The sequence below is a fragment of the Actinomadura sp. GTD37 genome (assembly GCF_041951365.1).
Taxonomy (GTDB): Bacteria; Actinomycetota; Actinomycetes; order Streptosporangiales; family Streptosporangiaceae; genus Spirillospora.
Window position 1 is genome coordinate 276,609 of sequence record NZ_JBGNUS010000001.1, and the last position, 14,544, is coordinate 291,152.

The window sequence follows — 14,544 nt, forward strand, 5'->3', positions numbered from 1 at the left end:
TCCGCGACGCCCGGTGGTGTGTGCGTTCCCATGAGGGAGCGCGGCGTCTGTTGCACGGATGCGTCCGTGCCGCCCCTTCGTTTCTTACATGGAGGAACAGACGTGCGTACGAACGCCATGCCCAGGTCCAGAGCCCGCAAGCGGGCCTTCCTCGCGGGCGCCCTCGGGGTGCTCTGCACGACCGCCGCTCTCGTGGCACCGTCCCCCGCCACCGCCGCGGAGAGCACGCTGGGCGCCGCGGCGGCGCAGAGCGGCCGCTACTTCGGCACCGCCATCGCCTCGGGCCGGCTCAACGACTCGGCGTACACCACGATCGCCGGCCGCGAGTTCAACATGGTGACCGCCGAGAACGAGATGAAGATCGACGCCACCGAACCCCAGCAGGGCCAGTTCAACTTCAGCTCGGGCGACCGCGTCTACAACTGGGCCGTCCAGAACGGCAAGCAGGTACGCGGCCACACCCTGGCCTGGCACTCCCAGCAGCCCGGCTGGATGCAGAACCTCGGCGGCAGCTCTCTGCGCCAGGCGATGATCAACCACATCAACGGCGTCATGGCCCACTACAAGGGCGAGATCGTCCAGTGGGACGTCGTGAACGAGGCGTTCGCCGACGGCAACTCGGGCGGACGCCGCGACTCCAACCTGCAGCGCACCGGCAACGACTGGATCGAGGTCGCCTTCCGCACCGCGCGCGCCGCCGACCCGTCCGCCAAGCTCTGCTACAACGACTACAACATCGAGAACTGGAGCTGGGCCAAGACCCAGGGCGTGTACTCCATGGTCCGCGACTTCAAGCAGCGCGGGGTGCCCATCGACTGCGTCGGCTTCCAGTCCCACTTCAACAGCGGCAGCCCCTACAACAGCAACTTCCGCACCACCCTGCAGAGCTTCGCCGCCCTCGGCGTCGGTGTCGCCATCACCGAACTGGACATCCAGGGTGCCTCGCCCACGACCTACGCCAACGTGACCAACGACTGCCTGGCCGTCTCGCGTTGCCTCGGCATCACCGTCTGGGGCGTGCGCGACACCGACTCCTGGCGCTCGCAGGACACGCCGCTGCTGTTCGACGGCAACGGCAGCAAGAAGGCCGCCTACACGTCCGTCCTCAACGCCCTGAACGGCGGCACCTCAGAGCCTCCCCCCGACGGTTCCGGGACGATCAAGGGCGTCGGCTCGGGCCGCTGCCTGGACGTGCCCAACGCCGCCACCGCCGACGGCACCCAGCTCCAGCTGTGGGACTGCCACGGCGGCACCAACCAGCAGTGGACCTACACCGACGCGGGTGAGCTCAGGGTCTACGGCGACAAGTGCCTGGACGCCGCCGGTACCGGCAACGGCGCCAAGGTCCAGATCTACGGCTGCTGGGGCGGCGACAACCAGAAGTGGACCCTCAACTCCGACGGATCCATCGTCGGCGCCCAGTCCGGCCTCTGCCTGGACGCCGCAGGCTCCGGCAACGGCGCCGCGATCCAGCTCTACTCCTGCTGGAACGGCGACAACCAGCACTGGACCCGCACCTGAGGCAATCCCGCCTCGCCGCCTCGCCGGCGCCGGCTCCCGCGATCGGCGCGCTCGTCGCCACGGGATCCGGCGCCGGCCGATCGGCTAGGAGTCGGAGGGGACGGTGGTGATGACCTTGCCCTTGGTGTTGGCCGCGAGGTAGCCGCCGCCGTAGTCGTCGGTGAGGTAGACCATCATGGTGGGCTGGTCGCCGTTGAAGGTCCAGGCGGCCTTGACGATGACGTACCTGTTGGTCGGCTTGGGGACTTTGAGCGTGCGTTCGGCACGGCGCATGAGGGACGGCAGGGCGTCCCAGTTGAAGGCGTTGAGATTCACCTTGGCGTCGCCGGTCGTAATGGCGATGCTGGGTCGGCTGCGGACGGCGGCGTCGGCGCCCTTCTCGTACGTGTAGTTGTCGAAGGCGCCGCGGCGCCCGGCGACGGGGGCGTCGGCGGAGGCGCGTCCCTCGTACACGGTGAACTCGGCGAACTGCTTGCTGCGGGACGCCTCCTCGAACTTCCCGATGACGTCGCGGACGGCGGCCGGGGTCAGCAGGGACTCGACCTCCTTGGCGCCGCCGTCCCCGGCCGACCCCGCACGGGCGTTCGCCGACGCGGTACCGGCGGGGTCCCCGGCGTTCTCCGTCTCGGACGCGCCGAAGACCTTGGGGAGGACGACGGCCGCCGTCACGAGGAGCGCCGCGACCGCGCCGACCGCCGCCACGGCGATGACGGCCCCGATCAGGCCGGCTCGGCTCTGCCGGGGCCGCGTGTCCTGGGTCATCTGCATCGGGAACGGGTTCGGGTTCGTCCCGGGCACGGGCCCCGGGCCGGTCATGGGGACGAAAGGCGGACGCGGCGGCATCGTCGGCGCACCCGGCGCACCCGGCGCACCCGGCGCACCCGGCGCACCCGGCACGCCCAGCGCACCCGGCGCGCTCGGCTCGGCGGCCTGGGCGAGCATGTGGTCCAGCTGGTCGGCCGTGGGCCGGGCCGACGGTTCCGGCACCAGGAGCGCCCGCAGGGCGGGCGTCAGCGGACCGGCGCGGCGCGGCGGCGGGACCTGGGCCGTCATGACGGCGGCCAGTGTCGCGGCGGTGGTGGGGCGGCGCAGCGGGTTGGTCCCCTCGACGGCCACGTACAGCAGCAGCCCCAGCGACCAGAGGTCCGAGGCCGGGTCGCCCTCGTGCCCGTGGAGCCGCTCCGGCGCGATGTACTCCGGGGAGCCGACGAGCCCGCCGGTCACGGTGACGCGGGACGCCTCTTGCAGCACCGCGATGCCGAAGTCGGTGAGGACCGGCGTCCCGTCCGTCCGCAGCAGGACGTTCGCGGGCTTGACGTCGCGGTGGCAGATGCCGGCGCCGTGGGCCGCGCGCAGCGCCGCCAAGAGCCCGCGTCCGACGGCGGCGCCCTCGGCGGGCGGCAGCGGCCCCTGCGCCAGCCGGTCGTGCAGGGACTGCCCGCGGACGAGTTCCATCACCAGCCACGGATGCGGCATATCCGGCGAGTCCACGATGTGGTGGATCGTCACCACGTTGGGGTGGTCGAGCCGGGCGAGGGCGCGGGCCTCGCGCATCACCCGCTCGCGCAGCATCAGGACGACGTCCGGGTCGAGTTCCGCGGCCCCGGCGTCGGCGAGCCGCACCTCCTTCAGCGCGACCTCGCGCTCCAGGGCGAGGTCGAACGCGCGCCAGACCGTGCCCATTCCGCCGCTGCCGAGCCGGTCCCGCAGCTCGAAACGGCCGTCGATCACCATCCGCCCAGAGGTCACGGCGGACAGCCTAAGGCCACGACCTCCGCAAAGACCCCCAAACCACTCAGGGCTCCGGCAGGTGGGGGAGGAGGTGTTCGGCGGTGATCGGCAGTTCGCGGACGCGGTGGCCGGTGGCGTGGTGGACGGCGTTGGCGATCGCGGCGCCCGAGCCCACCTGGCCGATCTCGCCGACGCCCTTGACCCCGAGCGGGCCGGTCACCTGGTCGTCCACCTCGATCAGCACGACGTCGACGTCGGGTGCGTCGGCGTTGACGGGCACGAGGTAGTCGCCGAGGCCGGCGTTGGCCCAGCGGCCGAGGCCGGTGTCCATGCGGGTGCCTTCGAGCAGGGCCTGACTCATCCCCCAGAGCATGCCGCCCATGAGCTGGCTCCGGGCCGTCATCGGGTTGAGGACGCGGCCGGGCGCGAACGCCGCGGCCATGCGCCGGACCCGGACGATGCCGAGGTCGGCGTCGACCGCGACCTCGGCGAACTGGGCGCCGAACGTCAGCAGCCCGTACGGGGTGTCCAGCGGCGGCGGATCCCAGCTCCCGACGACTTCGGCGTCGTTCATCAGGTGCCGCTCCATGAGGTCGCCGTAGGTCTCGCCGGCGCCTCCGGCGGCGGTCATGCGCCCGCCGGAGACGGCGACCCCGGCGGGGTCGGCGCCGTGCAGCGGCGACGCCGGATCGCCGACCGCCGTGGCGATCATCTGGTCGCGGACGGCGACGGCGGCGTTGTGCACCGCGGCGCTGACCATCATCGCGCCGTTGGAGCCCACGGGCGACCCGGCGGTCGGCAGGTCGGTGTCGCCGTAGTCCAGGCGCACGTCGCGCAGGTCGATCCCGAGGCCGTCGGCGGCGACCTGGGTCAGGACGGTGGTCATGCCGGTCCCGAATTCCTGCGCGGCGGTGGACACGACGGCGGTGCAGTCGGGATACAGGCGGGCGCGGGCCCGCTGGGTGCGCATGAAGAAGGCCACCGGATACGCCGCCGTGGCCATGCCCGTCCCGATCAGCCAGTTCCCCTCGCGCCGGACGCCGGGACGGGGGTCGCGGCCGTCCCAGCCGAACCGCTCCGCGCCCCGCCGCAGGCATTCGTCCAGCCCGCCGCTGGACCAGGGGTGGCCGGTGTTCGGGTCGGCGCCGGCGAGGTTGCGCATCCGCAGTTCGACCGGGTCGACGCCGAGTTCGCGGGCGAGCTCGTCCATGGCGCATTCGAGGCTGAACACCCCCGCGGACTCCCCCGGCCCGCGCGTGAACGTGGGCGTCATCGTGTTGCCGCGCACCAGCCGGTGGACGCCCTCGAAGGCGGGGGCGGCGTACAGCTGGGACGAGGCGCCGAACGCGGGCTCGGCCCAGTCGTCGAACGGCGAGGTGACGGAGATCTTGTGGTGCCGGATCGCGGTGAGCGTGCCGTCGGCCCGAGCCCCGAGCCGGACGTGCTGCTCCTGCTCCTCGCGGTGCCCGCAGGAGGTGAACATCTGCTCGCGCGTGACCGTGAGCCGGACCGGACGCCGGACGTGCCGGGCCGCCAGCGCGGCGAGGGTCACGTGCGGCCAGACCATCGCCTTGGACCCGAACGCGCCGCCCACGAACCGGGTCAGCACCCGGATCCTCGACGGCGACATGCCGAGCAGCGCGGCGACGGTCAGCTGCACCGCCTTGATGCCCTGGCAGGAGTCGTACAGCGTCAGGCTGTCGCCCTCCCACACGGCGGTGGTGGTCATCGGCTCCAGCGCGTTGTGGTGGTTGGGGGAGAACCGGAACGTGATGTCGACGTCCGCGTCCGCCGCCGCGAACCCTTCCTCGACGTCGCCGCGGTGCAGTTGCGCGGGCATGAAACCGCCGAAGATCTTCTCCGGTTCGTAGGCGTCCGCGCGGCCCTGCTCGATGACGGTGACGGACGGCGTCCCGGCGTACTCGACCCGGACGAGGGCGGCGGCGTGCTGAGCCTGCTCCAGGGTGTCCGCCACGACGATCGCGACCGGCTGCCCCGCGTAGTGCACCACGTCGTCCTGCATCGGGAAGAACGTCTCGCCGGGCGCGGGCGCGCCCAGCAGCGAGGGGACCAGCGGCACGCGGGCGACCCGCGGCAGGTCGTAGCGCGTGAGGATCGCGGCGACCCCGGCGGTCTCCTCCGCCGCCGCCGTGTCGATCGAGGTGACGCGCCCGCCGGCCACCCGCGCGCCGACGAGCTGCGCGTACGCCAGGCCGGGCAGGGCGAACTCCCCCGAGTATCGCGCCGTGCCGGTGACCTTCTCCCGGCCGTCCACCCTCGGGACCTCGCGCCCGATGGCGGGGCTCACCGGCCGTCCCCGCTCGTGAGCGCCACCAGCGCCCGGACGATCGTCCGGCGGGCCAGTTCGACCTTGAAGGAGTTCAGCGGCCGCGGCGTGGCCGCGGCCAGTTCCCGCGCGGCCGCCTCGGCGAAGGCGTCCCGGGTGGCCGGCCGGCCGCGCAGGCTCCGCTCGGCCAACCGCGCGCGCCACGGCTTGGTCGCGACCCCGCCCAGCGCCAGCCGGACGTCGGCGACGGCGCCGTCCCGGACGTCCACGGCCGCCGCGACGGAGGCGAGCGCGAACTCGTAGGACGCCCGGTCGCGGACCTTCAGGTACACCGACCGGCGCGCCACCGGAACCGCCGGAACCTCGATCGCCGTGATCAGCTCCCCGTGCTCCAGGGGATGCTCATGCTGCGGGGTCTCGCCCGGCAGCAGGAAGAAGTCATCGATCGGGACGGCCCGCTCACCCCCCGGGCCGCGCGTGCGCACCACCGCGTCCGCGGCGACCAGCGCGACCGCGACGTCGGACGGATGCGTCGCGATGCACTGCTCGCTGGTGCCGAGCACGGCGTGCCCGCGGTGGAACCCGGTGACGGCCGCGCAACCGCTGCCGGGCTCACGCTTGTTGCACGGCGAGACGGCATCGCGGAAGTAGCCGCACCGCACCCGCTGGCACAGGTTGCCGCCGATCGAGGCCATGTTCCGCAGTTGCGCGGAGGCGCCCAGCAGCAGCGCCTGCGCGACGAACGGGTACCTGTCCACCACCCCGGCCGCCCGCGCGACGTCGCTCATGCGCGCCAGCGCGCCGATGCGCAGGCCGCCGTCCGGCAGGTCCTCGACGCGGTTCAGCGGCAGGTCGTTGATGTCGACCAGCAGGTCCGGACGCAGCACCTTCTGGCGCACCAGGTCGACCTCGGTCGTGCCGCCGGCGAGGAACGCGCCGCCCGGATGCGCCCGGACCGTCGCGATCGCCGTGTCGACGTCGGCCGCCCGCGCGTAGTCGAACGGCCTCACCGTCCCGCACCGCCCGCCGCGTCGCGGACCTCGCGGATCGCGGCCCGGATGTTCGGGTAGGCCGCGCACCGGCAGATGTTCCCGCTCATCCACTCGGCGATCTCGTCGTCGGCGGCGTGCCCCTCGCCCAGCAGCGCGACCGCCGACATGATCTGCCCCGGCGTGCAGTAGCCGCACTGGAACGCGTCATGGGCGATGAACGCCTCCTGCATGGGGTGCAGGCGGTCGCCGTCCGCGACGCCCTCGATGGTGGTGACCTCGCGTCCCTCGCAGGTGATCGCGAGCGTCAGGCAGGCGAGCACCCGGCGGCCGTCCACCCATACCGTGCAGGCGCCGCAGGCGCCCTGGTCACAGCCCTTCTTCGAACCGGTCAGCCCGAGATGCTCACGCAACGCGTCCAGCAGGCTCACGCGGGGCTCGATCCGCAACTCCCTCGCGCGGCCGTTGACGGTGAGCCCGATCGTCCGTGCTCCGGACCCGCCCGCCAGCGCCCGAGCCGCGACCTCCATGGCCATGGGGACACTCCCTCACGATCAAACGCCATCACTGTCCGTGTCGGCCTATGCCCAGATAGTGGCGCTTGATGAGTGGAATGCCGGACGGCCGCCGTCGTCGGCCTCGCGAGGACCTGGGACGGCGGCCGCCTGGGAGAGCCTCAGCCGTTCCAGCCGGAGGTGAGCTGCTGCCGCGCGGCGAACCCGGTCGCGCGGCCCGCGTAGACGTACATCACGCCCGTGTCGCTCTGCACGCCGATCAGGTCGGAGACGCCGTCGCCGGTGATGTCGCCGGTGTAGGTGAGCGAGCGGATGCCGCCCCAGCCGGAGCCGAGCTGCTTGCGGCTGCCGAGCGCCTTCGACGCGCCGGGGTAGGCCCACAGCGTCCCGTCGGACGTCTTGACGGCGATGAGGTCGGGCTTGCCGTCGCCGGTGAGGTCGCCGACGCCGGTCAGCTTGGCCATGCCGTTCCAGCCGGAGTTCCCGATCTTGATGCGGCTGCCCAGGGCCTTCGTGCCGCCGGGGTAGAGCCACAGCGTCCCGTCGGACGTCTCGGCGGCGATGAGGTCGGCCTTGCCGTCACCGGTGAGGTCGCCGATGCCGGTGAGGTCCTTCATCCCGTTCCAGCCGCCGTTCCCGATCTTGACGGGGCTGCCGAGGGCGTTCGCGCCGCCCGGGTAGAGCCACAGCGTCCCATCGGACTTCCTGACGGCGATCAGGTCGGGCTTGCCGTCACCGGTGAGGTCGCCGACGCCGGTGAGCTCGGTCATGCCGTTCCAGCCGCCCGTCCCGATCAGCCGCCGGTCCGCGGCCGCCGCGGTCGGGCCGGGGTAGAGCCACAGCTTCCCGGTCGCGCGGTCGACTCCGGCCAGGTCGGCGGTGCCGTCGCCGGACAGGTCGCCGAGGCTCGACAGGTCGGCGTCGGTGTGGCCGGTCACCTTGAACATGCCGCCGGGCTGCATGTCCGCGGCGAGCTTGGCGGCGGTGATGGTGTGCGAGCCGCCGGTGGCCTTCCACGGGTCCCAGACGGTGATCGTCCCGGCGCCGCTGTCGTAGCCGTAGGCGACGATGGCGTGGCCGACCTTGGAGCCGGACATGCCGGAGTTCCAGGGCAGCTTCTCCATCCACACGCCGAGGACCGGGGCCCGCTTGAGCACGCCGACGTCGTAGGCGACCTGCGACATCATGGTCGACGCCGTCGAGGCGTTGGCGAACCCGTAGCTGTAGCCGAGCGGATCGGCGTACCGGTCCATGACGGGCAGCGCCTGGTTGCCGCTGGTGCCGTCGGCCGCCGTCGTGCCCATCTGCGCGGCCAGGCTGCTCTGGCCCACGGACACGCCGAACGTCGACAGGCTCATCGACGCGGAGGTGGGCACGCAGTTGTAGTTCGTGGCCTGGTACTGGCCCTTCAGGGACAGCTTCGCCGCGGCCGGCGTCGCCGCGGCCGCCGAGACCGCGGTCTTCGGCGCCATGAGGGAAGGGGTCGCGTGGACGACGGCGTCGCCTCGCGGCGGCCGGGGGGCCGCGGCCGCGTCGGCCGTTCCCGCCGTTCCGCCCACTCCCGCGACCGCCAGCGCGAGTGCGGCCACCGGGGCCACCAGGGGCAGGCGCCGACCGGACGACTTCATGGGGGTCTCCTCGCGTTCGGGGGGCGGGCGGCCGGTTCTCCCGATCGCAGGGAGGGAGGCCGCACCGAGGGCGCGGACGGCGGCCGGCGCACGGGCGCGGGGGAGCTGGCGCCGCCTCACATAACCGGCGAAAGGCATGTTAGCGGAAGATGATCATAATGTGCCGGCGCCGCCGCGGCAGGGCCGGTTCAGAACGCGCAGCGGAGACTCGTGATGCCGTTCACAAAGCTGGTGCCTTGGGGCACGGGGTCGGAGGCGGCGTGGATGCCGGGCAGCCGGGTGAACAGTTCCCGCAGCATCACCGTGATCTCACGGCGGGCGAGATGGGCGCCGAGGCAGAAATGCGGCCCCGGCGCGCCGAAGCCCACATGCGGGTTGGGCGAGCGGGTGATGTCGAAGCTGAACGGGTCGGCGAACACGCTCTCGTCCCGGTTGGCCGAGACGTAATACATCACGACCCGGTCGCCGGCCCGATAGGTGTGGCCGAGGAGATCGACGTCGCGGGTCACGTTGCGGCGCATCCAATTCACCGGGGTGGCGTAGCGGACGACCTCTTCGACCGCCGCGGGCAGGCGCTCGTCCAGGTCGGAGACGAGCAGGTCGCGCTGCCGGGGATGCGAGGTGAACAGCGCGAGGGAATGGGACAGCGCGTTGCGCGTGGTCTCGTTGCCCGCGATAACGAGCAGCGCGAAGAACCTGCCCAGGTCGCGGTCGTCCAGGGCCTCCCCGTCGACGTTCGCCGTCACCAGGGCGGTCACCATGTCGTCGGCGGGGCGTTCGCGCCGGTGACGTGCGAGATCTGCCATCAGCGCATGCAGGTAGGTGAACTGCTCGATCAGGACGGCGCCTCTGTCCTTGCCGTCCGGCGACACGAATTCGGGGTCGCCGACCGCCTGGATGAGCAGGTCGGTGGCCGCGACGACATCGGCGTGCACCGGTTCGGGGATGCCCATCATCATGCAGATGATCTTCAGGGGCAGCGGCCTGGCCACCTCGGCGACGAAGTCGCACGGGCCGCGCTCGGCCAGCGAGTCCACGAGGGCGGTCGCCAGCCGGGCCACGTCGTCCTCGGCCTTCTGGATCATGCGCCGGGTGAACGCCCGGGAGACGATGCGGCGCAGCCGCGCATGCCGCGGGTCGTCCAAGCTGATCATGGACCCCATGAGCTCGCCCGCGGCGGGCGGCGGATCGTCCAGGCCGACCGACGTCGGCTCGGAGCTGAACACCTGGGGGTTGCGGCTGGCCTCGACGACCTGGTCGTACCGGGTCAGCGCGTAGAACCCGGGGCCGTCCGGGCGCGGGCAGAACACCGGCTCCCCGGCCGCCCGCAGCGCCGCGAAAGCCTTGTCCCGCTCGGTGTGCGGCCGTGCCCAGAAATCCATGCCGGCCAGATCAAAGGGCACCGCCATCACCATTCCCGATCCGCGCGATCGTTGGGGAAACAGGAGCACCGGGACCGATACCGCGCGGGATATCGCGTCCGTCCACACACGTCTACCCGCCTCGATGTCCCGGCGCCATCAAGGAAAACACCTACATTCGGCGAAGACTTTGAACGACCCGGGATCGGCCTGCTGACGGCGCCATGCCGCCGCGCATACCTCTATTCGGGTAGCGAGGTCGGGCACCTTATCGATCGTGAGCAGCGAGTACGTCCGTGTCGCGTCGGCCGTGAGTACCTCGTCCTGTCTCGCCCGCCGGTCGGGAGGCCCGCGAGACCGCCGACCGTCAGGTCAGCAGGCGGCGCAGCGCGGTGGGGGTGTGGCCCAGGTGGTCGCGCATGGTCCGGCAGAGGTGGGCCTGGTCGGCGAAGCCGAGGTCGGCGGCGAGGATCGCCAGGCTGGGTTCACCGGCCTCCAGGCGGTCGAGCGCGCGGGCCACCCGGACCCGGTTGCGGTAGCGGGTGAGTGACACGCCCAGTGCTCGAGTGAACGCCCGGCTCAGCCGGTAGGGGGAGACGCCCAGGAGATCGGCGAGCGGGATCAGACCGACCCCGGCGGGGTGGCCGTCGCCGAGCACGCCCCGGGCGGCGGCTGCCAGGGCCCGGTCGCCGCCGGTGGACGAGGCGTGGTCCGGGGTGGTGGTGGCCACGGCCTGCCGGACGATCCCGGCGAGCAGGTCGACCAGTCGCTCGGCGCCGGCGTGGTCGACGTCGGCGCTGCGGAGGGCGGCGAGGAGCCGCCGGTGGGCGAGGTCGAGCCGCCCGTCGACGTACAGGACCGAGCCGTTCAGCCGCGGGGAGTCGCCCGCCAGGGTGCGCCACAGCGCGGGCGTCAGGCTGATGGAGGTGCACACGTCGCCGCCGGCGGGGTGGGCGAAGTGTTCTTCCTCGGCGGGCATCCCGAGGTAGCCGACGGTGTGGTCGATGTCCGTGCAGACGCCGCGAGCGCGCCTGCGGAACCCGCCTCGGCGCGCGAGCACGATCCGGACGTCGTCGCGGGGTTCCTCCGCCGACCAGTTCCGGTGATCGTCTCGGCAGTCCACCGTCGTGACGGCGAACTCGGGACGGATGGCCAGGTCGGCGAAGGAGAGCACCCGCGCAGGTTACGCGGAGGGTGTGACGGCGCCGCAAGGATCTTCAAGACGGTCGCGGCCGCCCCCGGCAGGCTGTGGGCACGAGGTCCGGAGAAGTCCGGACCATGTCGATCGCAGGTGGGGGAAATGGCGTCAATCCGCAGGGAAATCATGATCCGGTCCAGCGCCGAGAAGGTGTGGGAGGTGATCGGCGACTTCAACGCGGGACCATCGCGCATGGCTCCGGGGTTCGTCGTGGACACCCGCGTGGACGGCGACAGCCGGGTCGTCGCCTTCGCCGACGGCACGGTGGCCAGGGAGCGGTTCGTCTCGATCGACGACGACACGCGGCGGATCGTCTACGCGATCGTCGGGGAGAGCATTCAGCCCGACCACGACAACGCTTCGATGCAGGTCGTCGCCGACGGGGAGGGGCAGTGCCGGCTGGTGTGGATCCACGACGTGCTTCCCGACGATCTCGCCCCGTCCATCGACACGGCCATGGCGCACGCCCTGCCGGTCATCAAGCAGGCTCTCGAGCCCGCCCGCCCGCAGGCGTAGCCGTCGCGCGCCGCTCGCGTCCGGCCGCCGTCACGGCCATGCTCGTTCGGCGCGGCGCCATCGCTGCGGGGTGATGCCGTAGCGGTTGCGGAACCGGCGGACGAGGTAGGCGGCGTCGCGCAGGCCGGTCCGGGCGGCGACGGCGTCGAGCGGCAGGTCCGTCTCGCGCAGCATCCGCCGGACCTCGATCATGCGCCGCTCGGTGATCCATTCGAGCAGGGGGCGGCCGGTGCGCCTGCGGAGCACGGTCGTGAGGTGCCCGGGGGTGTAGCCGAGCGTGCGGGCGACGTCCGCGGCGGAGACGGGTTCGCGGAACGTCGCCTCGATCTCGGCGAAGACCTGCTCGACCAGCGGGTCCGGTGCGCCCGGAGCGGAGGGCGCCAGCCGCGCGGCCGCGACCAGGAGCCGGGTGAGCGCGGCCGCGATGGCCTCGCGGGCCCCGAGACGTCCAGGGTCGGCGAGCTCCCCGGCCAGGTCCGCCAGCCACGCCGACCAGGCCGCCCGGTCGGCCTCGGCGACCCGGCCGCGGCCCGCGGCGGGGGCGAACAGGGCGAGGAGAGGATGGTGCGTCCAGGCCAGCGGGGAGACCGAGGCCAAGGCGGGGACGGCGTCGGGCGTGAACGCGACCGACCACGCGTCGCCGCGCGCCGGTTCGGGGACGGTCGTGAGGCCGATGACCTGCCCGGGAGACAGGGCGTGGACCTCGCCCGCGCGCAGCGGCCGTTCGGCGCCGTCGACGGTGACCGAGCCCGCGCCCTCCTCGACGTAGACCAGGACGAGGAAGTCGTGGGCGTGCCGGTGGTTCGGCGGGAGGTCGGCGTGGGCGGTCCCGGTGTCGAACCGGGTCACCGAGACGGCGGGCACGCCGGGGCGCTCCCGGTACCGGTAGACGGGTGTCCCGTCGAGCCGCACCGTGCGCAGGCTCGCCCCGGGCCTCGGCGGGGCACCGACCGAAGAATGTCCCATGACGCCCAAGGTATGTCCTGCGAGCGAACCGTGGAATGTCCAAGACTGGCAATGACGACACAAGGTCTGCCGCAGGTGACCGGGGGCAGACCCGCCACCGATCGGACAAGGGGTGCCCATGGCGGCTTCCACGCAGGTACGCGTCCTCGACGAGCGAACTCCGGAAGAGCGGGACCGTCCGTTCCTCCCCGGAGCGGGCAAGACCTGGCTCCTGCCGTTCTACGACGCCTTCACCCGGGTGGGCGGCGTCCGCGCACTGCATGAGCGCGCGGCCCGGCTCGCCGGAGTCGAGCCGGGCCAGACGGTGGCCGACATCGGCTGCGGGACGGGCAACCTGTCGTTCACCGTCCTCGCCGTCCAGCCGACCGCCCAGGTAACCGGCCTGGACCCCGACGGGGACGCCCTGCGCAGGGCCGCACGCAAGGCGCGCCGCCGCGGCGTCGCACTCACCCTCGTCCAGGGATACGCCGACCGGTTCCCCGCCCCGGACGCCTCGTTCGACCACGTGGTCTCGTCGTTGGCCCTGCACCACCTCGACGCCGACGGCCGGAGCGCGTTCGCGCGCGAGGCGCTGCGCACCCTCCGGCCGGGAGGAAAGGTCACGATCGCCGATTTCGGCGGCCCCTCGTCCAACGTCGAGGACCACGGCCACTCCGGACACGACCACTCCGGACACGACCACTCCGCACATGGCCGCGGCCCGGCTCACGCCCTCCGGCACCTCCCCCTGCTCGGGCGTTCCCGGACGGGGCACGGCCACGCCGCGGACGGCGACGGCCTCGTCGCGCTGCTCTCAGAAGCCGGGTTCAGCGACGCCCGGGAGGTCGGGCACGCCGACCACAGGTTCGGCCGGGTCGCCTTCGTGCAGGCGACCCGCCCCTGAGCCGAGAAACCGCCTGGGCGCGTCCGCGAGATCTGCGGCGACGAAGGGGGGGCGGCAGCCCGTCAGGCGGGGTCGGCGAAGGCCCCGGCGGATGCGGCGAGGGCGGCGGCCCTGGCCGCCTGGTCGGGCAGGGCCGGGTCGGGCGGCGTGCGGAGAAGCACCAGCTGGTGGTAGAGCGGCGCGGTCGCGGCGATCAGCAGGCGCCGGGCGCCGGTGCCCGGCGGGAGTTCGCCTCGCCGGACGGCCCGGCCGACGACGATCTCGCAGCGGGCGTACCGGTCCTCCCAGAGCCGCCGTTGCGCGCGTTCGGCCTTCGCCGAGCGGAACGAGGCGGCGATCAGGGCCGCCACGACCGGCGGCCGCGCGGTCAGCGCGTCCTGGATCTCGTGGTTCAGCGCCGCCAGATCGCCTTCCAGCGAACCGGTGTCCGGGGGGCGCCAGTCGTCGTCGCCGGCCGCGTCCAGGACGTCGGCGAGCAGGCCGCCGACGTCCCCCCAGCGCCGGTAGACCGTCGCGCGGTGCACGCCGGCGCGGGCGGCGACGGCCTCCATGGTGAGCCCGTCGTAACCGCGCTCGCCGAGTTCCGCCAGGACCGCGTCGAGCACCTGGGCGCGGATGCGGGCGGTGCGGCCGCCGGGGCGGGGCCGGGGCGGCGGCCCTCCGGCCCCGATGCCGGACGTGTCATCGCTGGTCATCGGTTTGCTGAGGGGAACGGTGCCATGGCAGCATCTTAATGCATCACTTGTCGCACTAAGGGAGCGGGCGAGGTGTCAGCCGCTCCCGCCGACCCGGCCGAGCCACTGAACACGTTGCCGAACATGGCGAGATGCTGCGCGAGCGGGGCGAGTTCGTCGGCGTACGGGCGCCGAGTCCGGAGAGGACGTACGTCCGCTACGGCGGGGAGGGCATGGTGCCAGTGACCGGCCGCCCGTTCCCTTCAGATGCGCGA

12 protein-coding genes are annotated in these 14,544 nt (G+C 72.9%); 3 read left to right on the forward strand and 9 right to left on the reverse strand.

Annotated features, from left to right (window positions below):
* Positions 1 to 102: 102 nt before the first annotated feature.
* Positions 103 to 1,521 (forward strand): endo-1,4-beta-xylanase, encoded by a 1,419-nt coding sequence (locus ACA511_RS01340; protein ID WP_375022142.1) that lies wholly within the window; start codon positions 103 to 105, stop codon positions 1,519 to 1,521.
* 84 nt (positions 1,522 to 1,605) lie between these two features.
* On the opposite strand, the gene ACA511_RS01345 is transcribed toward ACA511_RS01340, so the two are convergent.
* From ACA511_RS01345 to ACA511_RS01375, 7 genes are all read right to left on the reverse strand, one after another.
* A complete protein-coding gene (locus ACA511_RS01345; RefSeq protein ID WP_375022143.1) occupies positions 1,606 to 3,270 on the reverse strand; it encodes a serine/threonine-protein kinase in 1,665 nt (554 codons plus the stop codon).
* 46 nt (positions 3,271 to 3,316) lie between these two features.
* Positions 3,317 to 5,560, reverse strand: coding sequence for a xanthine dehydrogenase family protein molybdopterin-binding subunit (locus ACA511_RS01350; RefSeq protein ID WP_375022144.1), 2,244 nt, complete (start codon positions 5,558 to 5,560; stop codon positions 3,317 to 3,319).
* Positions 5,557 to 6,549: an FAD binding domain-containing protein gene (locus tag ACA511_RS01355; protein WP_375022145.1), complete on the reverse strand. Its 993-nt coding sequence runs from the start codon at positions 6,547 to 6,549 to the stop codon at positions 5,557 to 5,559. The genes ACA511_RS01350 and ACA511_RS01355 overlap by 4 nt, the downstream gene beginning before the upstream one ends.
* Positions 6,546 to 7,064 (reverse strand): (2Fe-2S)-binding protein, encoded by a 519-nt coding sequence (locus ACA511_RS01360; protein ID WP_375022146.1) that lies wholly within the window; start codon positions 7,062 to 7,064, stop codon positions 6,546 to 6,548. The genes ACA511_RS01355 and ACA511_RS01360 overlap by 4 nt, the downstream gene beginning before the upstream one ends.
* 140 nt (positions 7,065 to 7,204) lie before the next feature.
* On the reverse strand, positions 7,205 to 8,671 hold the full coding sequence (locus tag ACA511_RS01365; RefSeq protein WP_375022147.1) for an FG-GAP-like repeat-containing protein: 1,467 nt from the start codon (positions 8,669 to 8,671) through the stop codon (positions 7,205 to 7,207).
* 188 nt (positions 8,672 to 8,859) lie between these two features.
* Positions 8,860 to 10,053, reverse strand: a complete 1,194-nt coding sequence (locus ACA511_RS01370) for a cytochrome P450 (RefSeq protein WP_375022148.1) — start codon at positions 10,051 to 10,053, stop codon at positions 8,860 to 8,862.
* A gap of 346 nt (positions 10,054 to 10,399) precedes the next feature.
* On the reverse strand, positions 10,400 to 11,206 hold the full coding sequence (locus ACA511_RS01375; RefSeq protein ID WP_375022149.1) for a helix-turn-helix domain-containing protein: 807 nt from the start codon (positions 11,204 to 11,206) through the stop codon (positions 10,400 to 10,402).
* A 126-nt stretch (positions 11,207 to 11,332) separates the two neighbouring features.
* On the opposite strand from ACA511_RS01375, the gene ACA511_RS01380 reads away from it, so the two are divergent.
* On the forward strand, positions 11,333 to 11,746 hold the full coding sequence (locus tag ACA511_RS01380) for an SRPBCC family protein (protein WP_375022150.1): 414 nt from the start codon (positions 11,333 to 11,335) through the stop codon (positions 11,744 to 11,746).
* Between the two features lie 30 nt (positions 11,747 to 11,776).
* Here the strand turns inward: ACA511_RS01380 and ACA511_RS01385 are convergent, their stop codons facing one another.
* A complete protein-coding gene (locus ACA511_RS01385; protein WP_375022151.1) occupies positions 11,777 to 12,712 on the reverse strand; it encodes an AraC family transcriptional regulator in 936 nt (311 codons plus the stop codon).
* Between the two features lie 118 nt (positions 12,713 to 12,830).
* Between ACA511_RS01385 and ACA511_RS01390 the strand changes: the two genes are divergently transcribed.
* On the forward strand, positions 12,831 to 13,595 hold the full coding sequence (locus ACA511_RS01390) for a class I SAM-dependent methyltransferase (RefSeq protein ID WP_375022152.1): 765 nt from the start codon (positions 12,831 to 12,833) through the stop codon (positions 13,593 to 13,595).
* A 62-nt stretch (positions 13,596 to 13,657) separates the two neighbouring features.
* Here the strand turns inward: ACA511_RS01390 and ACA511_RS01395 are convergent, their stop codons facing one another.
* Positions 13,658 to 14,290, reverse strand: a complete 633-nt coding sequence (locus ACA511_RS01395; protein WP_375022153.1) for a TetR/AcrR family transcriptional regulator — start codon at positions 14,288 to 14,290, stop codon at positions 13,658 to 13,660.
* Positions 14,291 to 14,544: the final 254 nt, after the last annotated feature.